The sequence below is a fragment of the Leisingera sp. ANG-DT genome (genome assembly GCF_000813785.1).
Classification (GTDB): Bacteria; Pseudomonadota; Alphaproteobacteria; order Rhodobacterales; family Rhodobacteraceae; genus Leisingera.
Window position 1 is genome coordinate 783,804 of record NZ_JWLE01000001.1, and the last position, 16,748, is coordinate 800,551.

Annotated in this window: 20 protein-coding genes and 1 tRNA gene; 12 read left to right on the forward strand and 9 right to left on the reverse strand. The window is 60.2% G+C overall.

Annotation, left to right across the window (positions count from 1 at the left end; genetic code table 11):
• Positions 1-43: 43 nt before the first annotated feature.
• The 4 genes from RA21_RS03800 to RA21_RS03815 form a co-directional block, all read right to left on the reverse strand.
• Positions 44-424: an HNH endonuclease gene (locus RA21_RS03800; protein ID WP_039146285.1), complete on the reverse strand. Its 381-nt coding sequence runs from the start codon at positions 422-424 to the stop codon at positions 44-46.
• A 462-nt stretch (positions 425-886) separates the two neighbouring features.
• Positions 887-1,624 carry a hypothetical protein gene (locus RA21_RS03805; protein ID WP_052257581.1) on the reverse strand — a complete coding sequence of 246 codons (738 nt, stop codon included), beginning with the start codon at positions 1,622-1,624 and terminating at the stop codon, positions 887-889.
• The gene (locus RA21_RS03810) at positions 1,621-2,235 is read right to left on the reverse strand and encodes a hypothetical protein (RefSeq protein WP_152610474.1); all 615 of its coding nucleotides are present in this window, start codon (positions 2,233-2,235) and stop codon (positions 1,621-1,623) included. Before RA21_RS03810 ends, RA21_RS03805 begins: the two co-directional genes overlap by 4 nt.
• A gap of 133 nt (positions 2,236-2,368) precedes the next feature.
• A complete protein-coding gene (locus tag RA21_RS03815; protein ID WP_241483468.1) occupies positions 2,369-3,121 on the reverse strand; it encodes a hypothetical protein in 753 nt (250 codons plus the stop codon).
• Positions 3,122-3,369: 248 nt separating this feature from the next.
• Between RA21_RS03815 and RA21_RS03820 the strand changes: the two genes are divergently transcribed.
• Entirely contained in the window at positions 3,370-4,551 is a 1,182-nt protein-coding gene (locus RA21_RS03820; protein WP_241483469.1) for an exonuclease domain-containing protein, read from the forward strand.
• A gap of 53 nt (positions 4,552-4,604) precedes the next feature.
• Here RA21_RS03820 and RA21_RS03825 read toward each other — a convergent pair whose 3' ends face one another.
• The gene (locus tag RA21_RS03825; RefSeq protein WP_039146287.1) at positions 4,605-4,928 is read right to left on the reverse strand and encodes a hypothetical protein; all 324 of its coding nucleotides are present in this window, start codon (positions 4,926-4,928) and stop codon (positions 4,605-4,607) included.
• 319 nt (positions 4,929-5,247) lie between these two features.
• On the opposite strand from RA21_RS03825, the gene RA21_RS03835 reads away from it, so the two are divergent.
• From RA21_RS03835 to RA21_RS03845, 3 genes are all read left to right on the forward strand, one after another.
• Complete coding sequence (locus RA21_RS03835) at positions 5,248-5,508, forward strand: helix-turn-helix transcriptional regulator (RefSeq protein WP_039146292.1); 261 nt, start codon at positions 5,248-5,250, stop codon at positions 5,506-5,508.
• Between the two features lie 322 nt (positions 5,509-5,830).
• Complete coding sequence (locus RA21_RS03840; RefSeq protein ID WP_039146294.1) at positions 5,831-6,100, forward strand: hypothetical protein; 270 nt, start codon at positions 5,831-5,833, stop codon at positions 6,098-6,100.
• A gap of 231 nt (positions 6,101-6,331) precedes the next feature.
• The gene (locus tag RA21_RS03845) at positions 6,332-6,670 is read left to right on the forward strand and encodes a hypothetical protein (protein ID WP_039146297.1); all 339 of its coding nucleotides are present in this window, start codon (positions 6,332-6,334) and stop codon (positions 6,668-6,670) included.
• A gap of 105 nt (positions 6,671-6,775) precedes the next feature.
• On the opposite strand, the gene RA21_RS22955 is transcribed toward RA21_RS03845, so the two are convergent.
• Positions 6,776-7,168, reverse strand: a complete 393-nt coding sequence (locus tag RA21_RS22955) for a hypothetical protein (RefSeq protein WP_206540037.1) — start codon at positions 7,166-7,168, stop codon at positions 6,776-6,778.
• Positions 7,165-7,368, reverse strand: coding sequence for a hypothetical protein (locus RA21_RS22960; protein ID WP_206540038.1), 204 nt, complete (start codon positions 7,366-7,368; stop codon positions 7,165-7,167). Before RA21_RS22960 ends, RA21_RS22955 begins: the two co-directional genes overlap by 4 nt.
• 77 nt (positions 7,369-7,445) lie before the next feature.
• Between RA21_RS22960 and RA21_RS22220 the strand changes: the two genes are divergently transcribed.
• Together RA21_RS22220 and RA21_RS03865 are read left to right on the forward strand one after the other, a co-directional pair.
• A complete protein-coding gene (locus RA21_RS22220) occupies positions 7,446-7,601 on the forward strand; it encodes a hypothetical protein (RefSeq protein ID WP_206540039.1) in 156 nt (51 codons plus the stop codon).
• Positions 7,595-8,605 carry a site-specific integrase gene (locus RA21_RS03865; RefSeq protein WP_039146303.1) on the forward strand — a complete coding sequence of 337 codons (1,011 nt, stop codon included), beginning with the start codon at positions 7,595-7,597 and terminating at the stop codon, positions 8,603-8,605. Before RA21_RS22220 ends, RA21_RS03865 begins: the two co-directional genes overlap by 7 nt.
• Before the next feature lie 96 nt (positions 8,606-8,701).
• Here the strand turns inward: RA21_RS03865 and RA21_RS03870 are convergent.
• Positions 8,702-8,786 (reverse strand) — tRNA-Leu (locus RA21_RS03870).
• A 219-nt stretch (positions 8,787-9,005) separates the two neighbouring features.
• Between RA21_RS03870 and RA21_RS03875 the strand changes: the two genes are divergently transcribed.
• Positions 9,006-9,533: a Hint domain-containing protein gene (locus RA21_RS03875; RefSeq protein ID WP_039146305.1), complete on the forward strand. Its 528-nt coding sequence runs from the start codon at positions 9,006-9,008 to the stop codon at positions 9,531-9,533.
• A 6-nt stretch (positions 9,534-9,539) separates the two neighbouring features.
• Here RA21_RS03875 and RA21_RS03880 read toward each other — a convergent pair whose 3' ends face one another.
• Positions 9,540-11,204: a bifunctional ADP-dependent NAD(P)H-hydrate dehydratase/NAD(P)H-hydrate epimerase gene (locus RA21_RS03880; RefSeq protein ID WP_039146307.1), complete on the reverse strand. Its 1,665-nt coding sequence runs from the start codon at positions 11,202-11,204 to the stop codon at positions 9,540-9,542.
• A gap of 169 nt (positions 11,205-11,373) precedes the next feature.
• Between RA21_RS03880 and RA21_RS03885 the strand changes: the two genes are divergently transcribed.
• From RA21_RS03885 to RA21_RS03905, 5 genes are all read left to right on the forward strand, one after another.
• Positions 11,374-11,712, forward strand: a complete 339-nt coding sequence (locus RA21_RS03885) for a P-II family nitrogen regulator (protein ID WP_008554830.1) — start codon at positions 11,374-11,376, stop codon at positions 11,710-11,712.
• Positions 11,713-11,759: 47 nt separating this feature from the next.
• Positions 11,760-13,166 carry a type I glutamate--ammonia ligase gene (glnA, locus tag RA21_RS03890; RefSeq protein WP_019295476.1) on the forward strand — a complete coding sequence of 469 codons (1,407 nt, stop codon included), beginning with the start codon at positions 11,760-11,762 and terminating at the stop codon, positions 13,164-13,166.
• Positions 13,167-13,287: 121 nt separating this feature from the next.
• Complete coding sequence (locus tag RA21_RS03895) at positions 13,288-14,535, forward strand: Hsp70 family protein (protein ID WP_039146310.1); 1,248 nt, start codon at positions 13,288-13,290, stop codon at positions 14,533-14,535.
• 93 nt (positions 14,536-14,628) lie between these two features.
• Positions 14,629-15,423, forward strand: a complete 795-nt coding sequence (locus RA21_RS03900; RefSeq protein WP_039146312.1) for a lytic murein transglycosylase — start codon at positions 14,629-14,631, stop codon at positions 15,421-15,423.
• Positions 15,424-15,774: 351 nt separating this feature from the next.
• Positions 15,775-16,623, forward strand: a complete 849-nt coding sequence (locus tag RA21_RS03905) for a hypothetical protein (protein WP_152612410.1) — start codon at positions 15,775-15,777, stop codon at positions 16,621-16,623.
• The last annotated feature ends 125 nt before the right edge of the window (positions 16,624-16,748 follow it).

Sequence of the window (16,748 nt, forward strand, 5' to 3'; positions counted from 1 at the left end):
CCGCCGGTTTGTACTATTGGGCGGTTATTTTCGAGATACCCCCCTATTGGTGGAACACCTCGCGCGCAGTCTTTCGGCTATGACACCGATGGCAGAGCGACTGCCAATTGTTCCGGTCCCAGAACAGTTTCCGGTCGCCCTTGTGCGGCTTGATGTGGTCAACGTCCGTTGCAGGCTCAACCACCCCCAATTCCTGACAGTCGACACACAGCGGGTTATCCCGCAGATAAGCCTTGGACGCCTTCACCCATCTTGGATTTGCATAGAGCTTGCGGGCAGCCAGGGCCGCGGGCGAGGTCTGCGCCTTCGCCCTCCGCGCTTTCAGCTTCTCCTGCCGCTCTGCCTCATGCCGTTCACAATGAGACAGACTGGGCAGCGCCAGATCTTCGCAGCCTGACGCCACGCAAACCTTCAGGCGCGCCATGGGAACCCCATCGCCGGGCTTTCTCCGGCTGGCCGCATGACAATCTCCAATGTTTGAGAGTACCAAAGCAAATGCGCCCGGCAGTTTCCTGCGGGCGCAATTGGTGATGATGCATAATCTGTGGCACGCAGATGATGTAAGGGTCAACCCCTTATTATCGGTAAAGGCGAATAGGTGGCTAAGACCCTGCGGTTAGCCCTTCCTAGATCTCTTCACCTCTCGCCAAACTTTTAGGGCGATCAGAACTAGCAAAAGCAAGTCCTTCAAGTGTGCAAGATATGGCGCAAATGACTGTAAAGTCATCATAAATTCCTTTTCACTGTTCGACCCGAAAGCTGAACATCTCCAAGGCGTTTTTCATGATGATCGGGCTAGCAGTCGTAGTGACTGCAACCTTCCGTTCCCAGACGGACACGCTACCAGGCTGCGCCATTGCCCGTTGAACAGAACTTAGTTACGATCCTAAAAGTTGCAAGCCCTGACGCCAAATTTTCCAAGCACCGGCCCCGCCATCGCATCAAGCACACCGGCCAACGCCCGCGTCACCGCCTTCACGTTGCCGCCATTGACCGACCAATGATGACTGCGCAACACATCGCTGATCGTCCTGTCATGCAGGCAAACCATATCCACCAGGACGCGGTTGCTGATGGCGCCGCGCGTGCCACGCTTGGACGGACGCACCCGCCGCACTTCCATCGCAACCCCGTTGCCAATGCGGCGGCGCAGCCGCTCAATCTCTTCCCGGTCGCGCAGCACCGCGTCAATGAACTCGCCACCCTGCCCGCTGCCGCCTGTGCGGATTGCCTCGACAGAGGAACAGCGCACACCCGCGCTTTCGTACCGCTCCAGCAGATCCCGGTAATGACGCCCCATGGCAACCTGACCGGGCGAGAACGGCGCGGGCTTTTTCTTCCGCGCCGCGCTGGCAGCCATCACGTCAAAGGCATCAGCCATCTGCATAGCTTTGCGGCCCTGAAACCCTGCAGGTTTGACCTCAAACCCCTCTTCCCCCGCGGGATAGAGATCCATCGGCTCAAACACACGGAACGCGCCACGCGCTGGGGCCTCCGGTATCTCCGACCCGCAGGCCGCCGGCACTTCTCCCCGCGCCTTCACTTCTGCCACCCGCGCGGCTTCCTCAGCCAGCACCTTCTGCGCAACACCATCCGGCGCCACAATCACAACATGCTCGCTCACGCTTGCACCCTTTCTTTCGCTCCAGCCCCATTGCGGGCCGCCTTGCCTTCCTTCACCCACGCTTCGCACTTCTTCAGCGTGCGCTCATACCAGCGGACGAATTCCCCCTGGTCGTGGATATCCGGGAACCCGCGCGCGCGCCGTTCCATGATCTTCTGATATTCATTGTTGAACTCGGCAGCCTGCCGCCGCACCCGGTCTTTCTCAGGCCCCTTTGCCGGTGGCCGTTTGTTGTCGCGCCAGAACAGGTATTCAGCCAGCAGCACACCGTCCTGCATTGCCTCCGCCCCAGCACGGGACCTGAACCACCCCAGCAGCTCCGGCAGCTCATCAAGCGGGCGGTACTCCAGTGCCTCGGCCCAGCCCATCACCGTTGCACGGCAGGGCCAAAAGCACTTGGCGGAACCTTCGCCCTTGGTCTGCAAGGACTGCCGCAGAGCAATCAGCCCCTTATCGCTCATGTAGGCAATAGAGTCCGCTAACCGGTCCAGCGTGGCCCGCTGCTTTTCCTCCGGCGTCCCTTTCGGGAACCGGAACCCGAGGTCCTGCAGCGGCTGCAAAACCAGTCGGCGCACCCTAGCGCGTTTGTTTTCGGTTTGCTCACTGCACATCAGCCCACATCTCTCCTGTTTCTAAGCCCACCCAGTTATCCACAGGTCAAACCGCCGGATTGGTGCGCGACTGACCTGCTGTCTTGTTTTTTCCCTGTCTGTGTCCCTGTCGTGCAGGACAGTCCGAGACTGTCTAAGACCGTCCAAAAGTGTCTTTCGGACAGTTCGGGACACTTCCTCTCGCCCTCCCGAGATCGAACATGTGATTGCTCCAGGCCTGCATTGCCCGCTCGACCCAGGTGGCATTGCGGTACTCGCAACCCTCCTTAATCAGCCATTCATCCATCCAGCGAACGGCTGCGTCATTCTTGGCTAGATCCGCGTGATACCCGGCCACAGTTGCCCGCAGCCGCTGCAGGCGCTTGGAAGCATTCGCCGCTTCGTTCTTGGCCCGGTTATCCTCTTTCCGAGCGATCGCCTCACTCAGAGATTTGAGCACCATCGGGTGCATCAAGCGCACCTCACCACCTTCGCAGATGCAGCGGGTCCACTTGTGCAACGGCCCATAATCGAGCTTGCACAAGGACCGGAAATGCCCGACCTCGACAAAGAGCATTTTGGCCAGCACTTCCAGATCGTCCGGCAAAGTGCCAACCGGCGACTGGTCATAGGCAATATTGGTTAGATCGAAGTACAGCGCCCGGCACTCCGGGGTGCCTTTCAAGCGCATGTCTGAGTTCAGCCAGCGCCGACGCTCCCACACCATGAAATAATGGCTGTCCAGCCTGTCGTCAGCCGACAGCGGATATTCCGGCAATTCGGCTGCATCTACCGGCTGCAAATGCCCTGCCTGCATATTCACTGCACTGCCCTCCTCTTGATGTTGTTCCGGCCCGCCTTGCACCAAACCGTCAAAGAAACTGACCTGTTCCGGTTCCGCCGGCACATCCGCTGGCAGCTGCCAGATCGACGGGCCGGAGGCCGTGGGCAGCGCTGCCCAACCCATTGCTCAACCCCCGTCCCATTTTGCACGATGCTCGACCTTCGAACCGCTCCCGCGGGAAAAAGGGCGCATGGCAACGCATCTGCCACGCGCCCAGGCCCAACAGGGGAGGAAATGGGGGCTGCTTGCAGGTGCGTCGGCCCCCAGTCTGCGCCAGTCACGGGAGAGAGGCCCTCCCGTCCTGCAGCATTTTGACAGACAACCAGGGCTTGTCCCCCACCCCAATTGCCTGCACCTTTCGCGGTAACCAAACAAACAACGAAAGGGATTCTCAGTTGGAAATTGTTGTTCTCGTTCTCGCTGTAGTAGTCGGCCTTTTCCTTGCCTTTCGCTCTCGCAAGGAAGACAAAAGTAGCGCTTCCGCCCTGCATCAATTGAACTCCCCGCTCAGTCGGCAGGATCATCAACCAAAGTCCAACAGAAAGGCGACTGCTAAGGAGAGTGCCTCGGTTAGACCTAAAAAAGATGTAGAAAGGCCGGTACCGGCTCCGAACGCGGACTTTCTCAATCAAACATTCCGCTTTGTCGCCATAGATGTGGAAACTGCCAACTCTGACACATCTTCTATTTGTCAAATCGGCCTCGCCCTGGTGTCTGATCAAAGCCTTGTTCAGACCGTCAGCTTTCTGATTGACCCTCAAACCCACTTCGACGAATTCAACGTGAACCTGCATGGTATCAACCCTGCAGCGGTCAGTGGCCAACCTGACTTTAGCCAAGTTATTCAGTCTCTGCGGGCCTTCCTCGAGCGACACCCCTTGGTGCAGCACAGCAGCTTTGACAAGCGAGCAATCGAAGGTGCCTGTAGACGGTATGGATTGCCAAATCCGAAATGCCATTGGCATGACAGTGTGACGATTGCTCGACAAGCTTGGCCGGAACTGAAAGGCAATGGAGGCCACGGCCTCGCAAGCTTGAAAACGCATCTCGACCTTGACTTTGACCACCATGATGCTGCTGAAGACGCCAAGGCCGCTGCTCAAGTTGTGCTCTTGGCGGAGCAAAAAACTGGAGAATACTACGAAGAGCTCGCCAAGGGTCACAAGCGAGCGAAAAACAAAGCGAACTACACAAAGAGCGTCACCCTGGAAGGGAACCAGAATGGACCGCTTTTTGGCCATGTAGCTTGCTTCACCGGTCAAATGACCATGACCCGGACAGAAGCAGCTACTCGCGCAGCGGGCGCGGGAATCACGGTGAAGTCCAGCGTAAGCAAGAAGGTGACCTTGCTGGTTGTTGGTGACCAGGACCTGACGCTGCTCAATGGCCATGAGAAGAGCACCAAACACAGGCGAGCAGATGAGCTCATTGCGACAGGCCAAGAGATCCGCATCCTTGGAGAAACCGAATTTATGGCGCTGATTGAAGGCTGAACTATTTGGACAGGGAACGAACTTGAGGCCCCCAGCTGGACGAGAGTAAGCCATCAAGCTGCCCTCGCCAATTCATCATCGAAGAACGCAGCCGCGCCCGGGTCAGTCAGCATGACCAGCAGCGCGATATGGCTGGTGGGCGCGGTTACCGCTCCCCACCAGTTCAGCGCCGTCTGAAAGCTCACATCGCAAAACAGCGCAACCTCGCGCGGGCTGCGGAACCTGGCGCGGAAGTAGGCCGACCACAAGTCAGGTGCAGCAGCCTTCAGCGCATAAGGGTCAAACTGATTTGACCAAGACTTTTGACTGGCTGTCGCGCCAGGCTCACCGCATGGCACATCATTGTTCACAATCAGGGTCAGGCGGGGGCGGCTCATGCGGCGTCCTTTCCGCTCGCGTCCGGGTGCCCCTTGAAAAGATGTTCAGGGACTTCAATTCCATGCTTTTGACAGTAGCTCCGAACAGCCCAAAACCAGTGCGCGGGAAAGAGCCCCACACGTTTCGCGCGTGTCACCAACTGCACCGAGAACCCAGTTTCCTTTTGAAACTGCACCCGGTCGGCGACATCAAGAAAGTTGGCAACTGTTTCTGTTCTGCTCTCAGCACTCATGCGCCAAGTAACTACGCATTTTGCGTAGGAAGTAAATACGCAAATTGCTCAGTGCTGCAATTCAGCTTCAACGGTAGAAATTGATCATGCTTGAAGATCAAGAAGACAACATTGAAGCAGTCGCAGCCCGGCTGAAACGCGTGCGCGAAATTCTCGGACTCACTAAGAAAGAGTTCGCAGAACGCGCAGGCATGACCGAACAGACGTACGGACCGTTTGAAAATGCGCGGCGCGAACTTTCCCTAAGCGCTGCAAAAAAACTTCGGAAATGCTACAGCTTACCGCTTGAGTTCATGTACTTTGGAAAGATCGAAGATTTGCCCACCAGGATCTCGAGGGATCTGTAATCCAGTCCTTCCGTTACGTCCGCCCAGAAGTCCAACGGAAGGCCCGACCTGGCTCGCGCCTCTTTTAACAACCGCAATAACTTTTCTTCGTTCATATTCATTTGCCTAAGTCCGCATAATTTGCGCGAAAGTCGGGGGACTTCATCAAATGAAGCCCTCGCCAGCACGGCAGAATCCCCAACCTCAGAATCCCCCGCAGGCAATAGCCATACACAATGGTAAACCCTGCGCTAACGCAAACTATGCGTATTGCTTAGTTTTACTCTTGACCTACGCAATTTGCTTAGTTTATCGATACCCCTATCAACCGATGGAGGATTGAATGCAAGACATGAACAACACCGCCCGCCAGATCGTCGGCTCACCGGAAAACTACCTGGACGATACCAGCTTGTTCACCCAGGCCTGGGCCGCCATGAAGGCTGCCCGCGGCCAGGGCTTTGACCCGGCACGCCTGCGCGCGGCCCACCTGATCGACCGGCCCGAACCGGCGCCGGAACCGACCGACCAAACCCTAGCGCGCGTCGGCGCCAAGGTGCGCCAACTCATCGCGGAGAAGAACATCCCGGTGCAGCACCGAAATGCAGCCTGACGCAAAGGCAGCCTCCAAACTCACCGAAACCACGACTGAAACCGGCAAAATCGGTAGAGCGCGCTCTAGGGCACCGCCCCCCCCCAAATAGCCGAAAGCGGTGCGTGAAGGAGGATTGACGCGCCGCTTTCTAATGAGGTTTCGCGCCCGTCTTGCGGCGCGGATCAGCGCGGGTGGCGCAGTCCTCCAAACAATCCGCTGCCCGCGCACATCACACAAACAGGAAACCCCATGCCACCGACCCCGCAGGAAATCTATGCCACAGCCCAGAATATGGCCGAGGCCAGCCCAATCACACGCGCGCTGATCTTCGCCGGGCTGGGCGGCGAGTTTTGGCCTGCCGACCCCAAACCCGCGACCTATGACGAATTCAATTGGACGGTGCGCCTGTACGGCCTGACCGAACAGGACACCACCCAGAACGCCGCGATTGAGAAATGGGTCAAGTCCGCCCTCAGGCTACACCAGGACAACAGATCCGCCCGCGCCGCCGATGGCCGCCCGGATTGCCCCTACAACGGCGCAGCACTGCTGCCACCCGCAAGCACACGAGTTGCCGAGGCCACTTGAAACCTGCGCCTTAGCACACTGGCCGGGGGCGCACCTCAAGCCGCCCCCGGCACTTTCCAGAAAAAGAACCCCGCCAGATCCGCCGGGCGCGGCAAAGTCCACCACTCACGCCGCCGCGCCGCGCCCGCCATGCAGAAAGGCAAGCCAATGCCCACGGAACAGAAACGGCGCTTTGAGGATCTGCCGCCATCGACACAGGCAGGCATCCTCTGCAATGACCCGCGGTTTCAGACCTTCGCAGCCCAACGCTGCGGCTACCCGGATAAGCAGCTCACGCAAGGCGGCGCGGCGGAATACGTCCGCCAGGTCTGCAAAATCAGCAGCCGCTGCGAGCTGCTGCACGACAAAGCCGCTGCCGACCGCTTCCAGGCCCTGCGCACCGAATTCGACGCATGGACCGGCAAACTCGCAACCCCTTTCCGGTGATTGGAACTCCCATGCAGACCGAAACAGATACTGCTGCCCGTGTAGCTGGAACAGATACTCAGAACGGATCAAAGAAGGCCCGCAAGCCTCTGGCAAAGGTTGAGCTTTTCGGCCTCAGGGCGCTGTGGCTGCACTTCGCGGATGAAATTGACCTGCGCCGCCTCGCCAAGCTCCACGTCCGAATCCGGGTGAAAGAGCGCGCCTTGCACGATCTGAAAGAAGAACGCCGCCAGATCATGCGCAAATGCACCCGCCGGATGCAGCGCGCGCAAGGCAAGAACTGAACCAGGAGGCTGATTCCGTGGCAGCAGCAAACCAAATCCTAGCGCGAGAAAGCACGGCAGCTAAGATGCTGGATATGCCGCTCAAGGAATTCCGCTCCCTGGTGGCAGCGGGAAGCCTGCCCAGGCCGGTCAAGATCGGCGGCAAGGTGGAGCGCTGGTCTGTGAAACAGCTTGAGGCAATCAGCTCAGGCGCCATGCTGAGTGAAGATTTCGAATGGTAAAGAAGAACTCAAAACCCTACCTGGCCCGGATCGCTCGCGGCGGAAAGGACTACTGGTATTTTCGCAAGGGCAAGACCCTGATCCGTCTGCCCGACGACCCGGACAGCGAGGAATTTGACCGTGAATACTGGGCCATCAGGTCCGGCCAGCACAAGGCGACGGTTAAAACCACCTTTGAAGCACTGATCACCAGCTACTACCAGACGCCACGCTTCAAGGGGCTGAAGCCAGGTACAAAGGCAGAATACCGCCGCACGCTGGAACTGCTCCGCGAAAAGAATGGCCCGAAGGACTTCACCAAACTTCGCCGGAAACACGTTATCGCAGCGCGAGACAAGTATGCAGACCAATGGCGCAAGGCGAATGCCATGGTCGAACAGCTTTCGATTCTGGCCCGCCACGCCATTGATCTGGAATGGATCACCGCCAACCCCGCCCAGGGCGTCGAAAAGCTGAAGGGCGGTAGCTATGAAGCCTGGCCGGAGCCAAAGCTGGCCGCATATGAGCGCTATTGCGAACAGCACGGGCTGACGATTGAGCGCGCGATTTTTGAGCTGTGCATTGGCACCGGGCAGCGCATTGGTGATGTGGTCGCCATGGAATGGGCGCACTTCCAGGGCGGCTATATGGACGTTGTGCAGGAGAAAACCGGCGCCCGGCTTTCGATCTTCTGCCCAGAGCGCCTGCAGACGTTCCTGGAGCGTTTGCCACGCAACGGAAAACACATCCTGGCAAAGAACCTGACGCAGCACATCAGCAAACGGCGCGCGCAAAGCCTTGTGGCCGAAGTCCGCAAGAAGATCGAGGCCGAGGGCTTTGTTATCCACGGCTGGCGCTACACCGCCGCGAAAGAGCTGGCAGAGGCAGGCTGCTCAGACACGGAAATCCAGTCCGTGACCGGCCACAAATCGCTGGAAATGGTGAAGAAGTACCGACAGCAAGCCAGGCAAAAACAGCTCTCAAAGACAGCACAGCTTCGCCGGAACAGAACAAAAACAGAATAAGAACAGATTCCAGAGTGTAAAACAAAGTGTAAAACACTCTGGATCAAGGGCGCAGCGCCGCCCCGCACCAATCCAAATTTCCATTTAAAATCAATGTGGTGCGGGTGAAGGGACTTGAACCCCCACGCCTTGCGGCGCCAGAACCTAAATCTGGTGCGTCTACCAATTCCGCCACACCCGCACTTGCGCCGGGCAAGCCCGCCGCGTGACGCGCTGAATAGCAAAGCTTCGCGGGGGATGCGAGGGGAAATCGTGCCTGAAATGCCATTGTGCAAAACGGCAACAATCCGTCCGGAATATCGCAACAATCGGCGGGTTTTCGCGCAAAAGGGCTGGGCGCGGAATCCGCTTGTGCGGTAGTTTGGGAAAAAAGTCTGAGGCAGACACAGCGAGCAACAATATGAAACCTTTTGGAAATGCGGCCCTGCGCGCGCAATTGGCGATGCGTGTCCAGGCACAGCCCCGGCGGCTGTATCAAGGCAGCCAGAACATCAGCCTTTTGCGCGGCACCATCGTGCTGACCCGCGAGGGCGAGCGCGCGGCTGAAGAGCTCAAATCCGGGGACAGCCTGATCACCCGCACCCAAGGAATGGCGCAGGTGGAAGGGGTGCGGACCCGCCGCGCAATGCTGCAGGCGGTGTGTTTTGCAGCCGGGTCTTTGGGCGACATGCGCGCCGACAGCGATCTGGTGGTACCCTGGGATCAGCGCATCCTGGTGCGCGACTGGCGCGCCAAGGCGATGTTCGGCCAGCCGCAGGCAGTGGTGCCGGCCTATGAGCTGGTGGATGGCGAATTCATCCGCGATCTTGGCCTGCAGATGATGGATCTTACGGTGCTGGAGTTCTCCCGCCCGCATGTGATCTATGCAGGCGGGCTGGAACTGTCTGCCGCCGCCGCGCCGCAGGAAAACCTGCGCCCGGCGGCCTGAGCCTGCTTACATCCCCAGCTTGCGGAACACGGCGGGGATCTGCTCCGGCAGGTCCTCGGCGATCAGGCCGAGGCCGAACTCCAGCGCGCATTCGACGTGGATATAGGCGGCGGTCTCTGCTGCCTGCATCGGGGAGAACCCGCGCGCCATCAGCCCGGTGATGAAGCCTGCCAGCACATCCCCCGAGCCGGCGGTGGCGAGCCAGGGCGCGGAGCGCTCGTAATGAGCGGAATTGACAGAACAGCGCCCGTCCGGCGCGGCAATCACCGTATCTGGTCCCTTGAACAATACCACGCAGCCTGCGCGTTTGGCCGCCTCGCGGGTGGCGTCGACCTTGGAATAGGCGGGGCCGGTGGTGGCGGGCGCGTTCAGTTTTTCTGCCAAGTCCGGGAACAGCTTGGCAAATTCGCCGCCATGCGGGGTGAGGACGCAGTTTTCGTGCAGCAGGTCGAACAGCGCTTGCGGCTTCAGCTCAAACCTTGTGAGCGCATCAGCATCCAGCACGGTAGCGCGGTTTTCCTTCAGGACCGCCATCACCACTGCCTGCGTGTCGGCGCCGCGCCCCAGGCCCGGGCCAAGACAGACTGCGTTGAAACGTCTGTCCTCCAGCAATTCGCTGACCCCATGCGCCCCGTCGATCTGCTGCAGCATGATGGCGGTCAGATTGGCGGCATTCTCAAACATCGCTGAGCGCGGCGAGCCGACGGTGACCAGCCCTGCCCCGATCCGCAACGCACCGCGGGCTGCTAGACGCGCCGCGCCGGTTTTGCCGTGGCCGCCGGAGAGGACGAGAGCGTGGCCGTGGGAGTATTTATGGTCTTCCCGGTTTTTCGGCAGCGACGTTGTCCGCTGGTGGTCATCAACGAGCGTAACAAAACCCTCACCGTCCTTCCCGCCTTCATCCAAACCTGGGAAATCGCCATGCCAGGGCCGGATCACATGGCCAGTTTTCACCCCGCCCAGCCCAATATCCACGGTTCGCAAGTTCCCGCAGTAACCCGGCCCTTCGTCAACGAAATGCCCGATGCGAGGCCTGTGAAAGGTGACTGTAAGCCAGCTCCAATTACCGCCGTATTCCTGGCAAAGGGCGCGTCCGCTGTTCATGCAAAGGCCTGTCGGCGCATCAACCGCTGCCATCCGGCCAAAGGTTCTGCCTTCGGTGTACAGTTTGGTCAGCGGCTCAAGAATGTCGCTGTCCGGCGCACGCGATAACCCGGCGCCAAAGATTGCGTCCACAAAGAGGTGGCCCTCCGCGTTGCCAACGGCGGTTTTGCTCCAAGGCTGCACTGCGCCTGCACCCAGCCGTTCATAGTTCACCTTCGCATCCGGCGGCAGCTTGTCCGGGTCTCCATACAGAAACGCCTCCACCTTCCAGCCGCGCGCCTTCAAGAGCCGCGCTACCACAAAGCCGTCGCCGCCGTTGTTACCCGGCCCGCACAGCACCACCGCCCGGCGCGCTCCTTCATCTTGCTCCAAATACTCCGGGGAGCGCGAGGGGCCGGCCCCTCGCCCAGCTTCAACAGGCTCCGCCAGTTCCGGCCATTCCTCGAAGATGGCCTCGACCACCCCCTGCCCGGCCCGTTCCATCAGCTCCAGCCCGGTCACCTCGCCGGACGCTATGGCGGCCTGCTCAATCGCCCGCATTTGGGCTGCGGTCAGCAATTCGGTCATATTTTGCCCTTCCCCGATTCAATTCTGCGCATTTTCCGGGCGCAGTGCTTAATTTTTAGGCAGACCCGATCAAATCCTGCCCGCAATTGCCGCAGCCGCAGCCTCCTGCATTGCTGCCTTCATTTAGAAGTGAAATGACACCCCCAACAAGCTTGCGAGGAGCCCAGGCATGAAAAAGATCGAAGCCATCATCAAGCCTTTTAAACTGGATGAGGTGAAGGAAGCGTTGCAGGACGTCGGCGTCCAGGGTCTTTCCGTTATCGAGGTCAAGGGCTTTGGCCGCCAGAAGGGCCATACCGAGCTCTACCGCGGCGCCGAATATGTGGTCGACTTCCTGCCCAAGGTGAAGGTCGAGGTGGTGCTGGACGACGATCAGGTCGACCAGGCAATCGAGGCCATTGTCGATGCCGCCAAGACCGACAAGATCGGCGACGGCAAGATCTTTGTCTCGCCCGTCGAGCAAGCGATCCGCATCCGTACCGGCGAGACCGGCCCGGACGCGCTGTAAACGAATTCAACGAATATCCTGACATCTAAATCAGAAGGACCGAGGGAATGAGCGCAGACGCAGTTCTCAAGCAACTCAAAGACGAAGACATCGCCTATGTCGACATCCGCTTCACCGACGTGCGCGGCAAGCTGCAGCACGTGACCGTGGACGTGGACCTGGTGGACGAAGACTTCCTGGAAGAAGGCTTCATGTTCGACGGCTCCTCGATCGCCGGCTGGAAGTCGATCGAAAACTCCGACATGAAACTGATGCCGGACACCACCTCCGCCTACATCGACCCGTTCTATGCCGAGAAGACCCTCTGCATCCATTGCTCCATCGTTGAGCCCGACACCGGCGAGAGCTACGAGCGCGATCCGCGCGGCACCGCTCAGAAGGCGGAAGCCTATCTGAAGTCCTCCGGCATCGGCGACGTGGCCTACATGGGCCCGGAAGCGGAATTCTTCCTGTTCGACGACGTGCGCTACTCCAACACCATCAACAAGGTGTCCTACGAGGTTGACGCAACCGACGGCTCCTGGAACACCGACGCCGAGTTCGAAATGGGCAACATGGGCCACCGCCCGGGCCTGAAGGGCGGCTACTTCCCGGTGAACCCGACCGACGAAGCGCAGGACCTGCGTTCCGAGATGCTGTCGACCATGAAGCGTCTGGGCATGAAGGTCGACAAGCACCACCACGAAGTGGCGTCCTGCCAGCACGAGCTGGGCCTGATCTTTGACTCCCTGACCAAACAGGCGGACGAGCTGCAGAAGTACAAATACGTGATCCACAATGTGGCGCACGCCTATGGCAAGTCGGCAACCTTCATGCCGAAGCCGATCTATGGCGACAACGGCTCCGGCATGCACGTCAACATGTCGATCTGGAAAGACGGCAAGCCGCTGTTTGCAGGCGACAAATACGCCGACCTGTCCCAGGAAGCCCTGTATTTCATCGGCGGCATCCTGAAGCATTCCAAGACCCTGAATGCCTTCACCAACCCGTCCACCAACTCCTACAAGCGCCTGATCCCGGGCTTTGAAGCACCGGTTCTGCGCGCTTACTCCGCCCGCAACCGTTCGGGCTGCGTGCGTATTCCGTGGACCGAAAGCCCGAAAGCCAAGCGCGTCGAGGCCCGTTTCCCCGATCCGGCGGCGAACCCCTACCTGTGCTTTGCCGCGCTGCTGATGGCCGGCCTGGACGGCATCAAGAACAAGATCGATCCGGGCGAAGCCATGGACAAGAACCTGTACGATCTGCCGGCCGAAGAGCTGGAAGGCATCCCGACCGTCTGCGGTTCCCTGCGTGAAGCCATGGACGCGCTGGCGGCCGACCACGACTTCCTGCTGCAGGGCGACGTGTTCACCAAGGACCAGATCGACGGTTACATCGAGCTGAAGATGGAAGAGGTCCACAAGTACGAGCACACCCCGCACCCGGTGGAGTTCGGCATGTACTACAGCTGCTAAGCTGACAGACCAGACACGGAAAGGGCGTCCCTCAGGGGCGCCCTTTTCTTTGCGGGCCTTGCTCTTGGGTCAGGCATTCCGTATTCAGCGCGGCTCAGCTTGGCAGACAGGAGCCTGCAAAATGACCGCCCCCAATACTCTTGGCATCGACTTCGGCACCTCCAATTCCGCCGCCGGCATTGCGGTTGCGGGCCGCTCCTGGCTGGTGGAGATGGAGCCGGGCGAGCAGACGCTGCCCACCGCGGTGTTCTTTGAGGAGGGCAGCCGCACCATGCGGATCGGCCACAGCGCCACGCGGGCGCTGATCAATGGCGACGAGGGCCGGTTCATGCGGGCGCTGAAAAGCCTGCTGGGCACGCCGCTGCTGCAAGAAGAGCGGCGGCTGGGCGGCGAGCGGCTGAGCTTTGCCACCCTGATCGCGCGGTTTCTGGCGGAGATGAAACGGCGGGCCGAAGCAGCAACGCATATGGAGTTCACCCACGCGCTGTCGGGGCGGCCGGTGCGGTTTCATTCCAAGGATGAAGACCGCAACGTGCAGGCAGAAAAGGACCTGCGCGCCTGCTATCTGGCAGCCGGATTTCAGGATGTTCTGTTCATGCATGAGCCCGAGGCAGCGTTGCGCGCCGCTGCACCGGCGCCGGGTCTGGGGCTGATTGTTGATATCGGTGGCGGCACCTCTGACTTCACCGCGTTTGAACAGGGGAAAGATGGGGCAACCCGCATCCTCGCCTCGCACGGGGTCCGGCTGGGGGGCACAGATTTCGACCGGCAGCTGAGCATTCGCCATGTGATGCCTCTGCTGGGCCGGGGCAGCCAGATCCGCAATGCATTCGGCGGCGGTACATTGCCCGCGCCGAACCGGCTGTTCAACGATCTGGCGACCTGGCAAATGATCCCCTTTCTCTATGCTCCGGAGAGCCGCCGCGCAGCAAAGGATCTGGCCGCCAATGCGGTGGAGCCGGAGAAACTGGCGCGGCTGGTGGACGTTCTGGAGGATGAGCTGGGCCATGAGCTGGCCTTTGCTGTTGAGCACGGCAAGATCCGGGCCAATGGCACTGATGCGGCGGCTCAAATTGACCTGAAGCTGCTGGAGCGCGGGTTGTCTGTGCCGCTGGATGCCGCAGGCATGACGCAGACGCTGGCGGAACAGACCGCCGCCATTGGCACCTGCGCGGCTGAGACCCTGGCGCAGGCCGGGATTGAAGCGATGAACGTGGAGCGGATTGTTCTGGTCGGCGGCTCTTCGCTGTTGGCCGCGGTGCAGGCGGAAATGCGCGGGCTATGCCCAAATGCCCGGCTGGAAACGGGAAATGCGATGACAGCAGTTGCGGACGGGCTGGCTCTGGCCGCGGGAACGGCCTTTGCCTAGGCAACTGGGAAGCAATCACGGCTTTTCCCGTTAGACATGCGCTGCCGGCGCGTTAGGCTGCAAGTCACGAGTCACATTTCGAGAGATTACTTCATGCGCCGTCTGCTGGCCCCTGCCCTGATTTCCGTCCTGCTTGCTTCCCCTGCTATTGCCGCCACCTGCGGCAATACCTCTGCCGGGTTTGATGCCTGGAAACAGGCGTTCAGCGCCGAGGCCCAGCGGGCGGGCGTGCGCAAGGCGGGACTGCAGGCGCTAGCCAATGCGCAATATGCGCGACGCACCATTTCGGCTGACCGCAACCAGAAGAGCTTCAAATACTCGCTGGAAAAATTCATGCAGATCCGCGGCTCCGCCACCATCGTGGCGCAGGGCCGCAAGCGCAAGGCGCGCAATCCGGATTTCTATGCCGCGCTTGAACGCAAATACGGTGTGCCGGCAGGTGTGCTGATTGCCATCCACGGAATGGAAACCGCCTTTGGCAATTACATGGGTGACAGCCAGGTGGTGTCTGCCATCGTGACGCTGACCTATGACTGCCGCCGCTCCGACTTCTTCCGCCCGCATGCGCTGGGGGCGCTGAAGCTGGTGGATCAGGGTGCCATCACGCCGGGCACGCTGGGCGCCAAACACGGCGAGCTGGGCCATACCCAGTTCCTGCCCGGCAATGCGCTGCAGTATGGGGTCGATTGGGACGGCAATGGAAGGGTGGATTTCTACAACATGGGCGATGCGCTCGCCTCCACCGCCAACTACCTGCGCCAGAAGGGCTGGAAACCCGGCAAGGGCTACCAGCAGGGCGAGCCGAACTACCGGGTTCTGAAGGAGTGGAATGCCGCCACCGTGTACCAGCAGTCGCTGGCGATCATGGGTCGCCAGATCGACGGCTGAGCACACCTGGCCAGCAACGGTTGTAAGTTTCAGCGCCCGCCCTCTGGCGGGCGCTGGGCGTTTCCGTCCCAAGGGTGAAAAACAGTCGGTGCGATTCCCGCGTCATTGTAGGCCTTGGGGCATCAATGTGACCGCAAGCCGCCACAGTTGAGCCGCAATCCAGCCACCGGACACCGGGAATTTCCAAATTATTTGTTTAAATTCAGAGCGATGCAACCTGCCGCAATTCAACGCGGTCCGGCGCGCCCGGGCTCAGGATATTGTCCAGGCCCGCCCCACTTTTAACTAGTTCAAATTTTATTGTTTCTCTGACGGCACCCTGAATGGAGGATCCGGACAGTGGCAGAGAACGTGCAATATACAGGACGGCTTGGGCTGGAAAGCCGCGACAGCAAAACCCTTTCGGATGCGGTGACAGCAGTTGTCGACACGCTGGATGACTTCGGCCACCCGGCAGAAACGATTGAGGCCCGTGCGGAAAACACCGCGAGGCTGCAAAGCGATCACTACCTGGTGACCGTGCGCCTGCGCCGGGTGCCCCTGCGCCGGACAGCCAAGCTGCCAGGCAGCGTCATGCAGCCCTCGGCGCTGCTGGAATTGTCGCTGTCCCCGGTTTACCCCGGCTACTGCGATCAGGAGATTTCTGAACTGCTCTTGGCAGAAACATTGCGGCGCCTCCTGGATAGGGTAGAGGCTGCTTTTGTCGAATGGCTCGACACCGAAGTTGCCCTGACCTGCGAACAGTTTCTGAGCGCCTTTGATCCCCAATCCCGCAGCGCTGAGCAGCCTGTTGCCGCGGTGCCGGCTGCCGCGTCCGATGCAGCTGCGTCGGTTCCGCAGATGGCCCGGAGCGTGCAGCCCCGGCCCCGCGGCAGAGACTGCTTTACCCCGGTGGACCAGACAGCGCGCGCGCTGGATGCCCATTGCGACCTTGCCTTTCAGGAAGCGAGAATGCGCAAGGCAGCTCATGCTGTTGCGGCGGCATCCGGCAAGTCCTGGGCAGGTTTGCGCGCCTCTGTTTCGGCCTCGGGCCTGCGCAGCAACTGGGGGCGCCAGCTGCAGGCCTCGGCCTTGGCAGCGCTGTCGCTGACCGGCCCGCGCCGCCTGCGTTTCATCAGCCACCTGCTGCTTCTGACCGCCCTGTTCCTGTTCTTGGAGAGCGCCGGAATGGTGCAGGCCGCCCGGCCGCTGGTGCCGTAGGACCTGAGCAGCCGCTTAGCTGACAAAGGCCCGTTGCGGTCCGCGTCCCCCCTTGTTTGGTCAGAAACGACGGTTGAATCCGTCGCTTTCAGCGGCGAATCCGCCCTGCCCCTTGCTGCACATTG

Excerpts from the sequence above, each read along its gene's own strand:
- RA21_RS03800 (WP_039146285.1), bottom strand. The coding sequence starts at position 424 with ATGGCGCGCCTGAAGGTTTGCGTGGCGTCAGGCTGCGAAGATCTGGCG.
- RA21_RS03810 (WP_152610474.1), bottom strand. The coding sequence starts at position 2,235 with ATGTGCAGTGAGCAAACCGAAAACAAACGCGCTAGGGTGCGCCGACTG.
- RA21_RS03825 (WP_039146287.1), bottom strand. The coding sequence starts at position 4,928 with ATGAGCCGCCCCCGCCTGACCCTGATTGTGAACAATGATGTGCCATGC.
- RA21_RS03835 (WP_039146292.1), top strand. The coding sequence starts at position 5,248 with ATGCTTGAAGATCAAGAAGACAACATTGAAGCAGTCGCAGCCCGGCTG.
- RA21_RS03840 (WP_039146294.1), top strand. The coding sequence starts at position 5,831 with ATGCAAGACATGAACAACACCGCCCGCCAGATCGTCGGCTCACCGGAA.
- RA21_RS03845 (WP_039146297.1), top strand. The coding sequence starts at position 6,332 with ATGCCACCGACCCCGCAGGAAATCTATGCCACAGCCCAGAATATGGCC.
- RA21_RS22220 (WP_206540039.1), top strand. The coding sequence starts at position 7,446 with ATGCTGGATATGCCGCTCAAGGAATTCCGCTCCCTGGTGGCAGCGGGA.
- RA21_RS03865 (WP_039146303.1), top strand. The coding sequence starts at position 7,595 with ATGGTAAAGAAGAACTCAAAACCCTACCTGGCCCGGATCGCTCGCGGC.
- RA21_RS03875 (WP_039146305.1), top strand. The coding sequence starts at position 9,006 with ATGAAACCTTTTGGAAATGCGGCCCTGCGCGCGCAATTGGCGATGCGT.
- RA21_RS03880 (WP_039146307.1), bottom strand. The coding sequence starts at position 11,204 with ATGACCGAATTGCTGACCGCAGCCCAAATGCGGGCGATTGAGCAGGCC.
- RA21_RS03885 (WP_008554830.1), top strand. The coding sequence starts at position 11,374 with ATGAAAAAGATCGAAGCCATCATCAAGCCTTTTAAACTGGATGAGGTG.
- glnA (WP_019295476.1), top strand. The coding sequence starts at position 11,760 with ATGAGCGCAGACGCAGTTCTCAAGCAACTCAAAGACGAAGACATCGCC.
- RA21_RS03895 (WP_039146310.1), top strand. The coding sequence starts at position 13,288 with ATGACCGCCCCCAATACTCTTGGCATCGACTTCGGCACCTCCAATTCC.
- RA21_RS03900 (WP_039146312.1), top strand. The coding sequence starts at position 14,629 with ATGCGCCGTCTGCTGGCCCCTGCCCTGATTTCCGTCCTGCTTGCTTCC.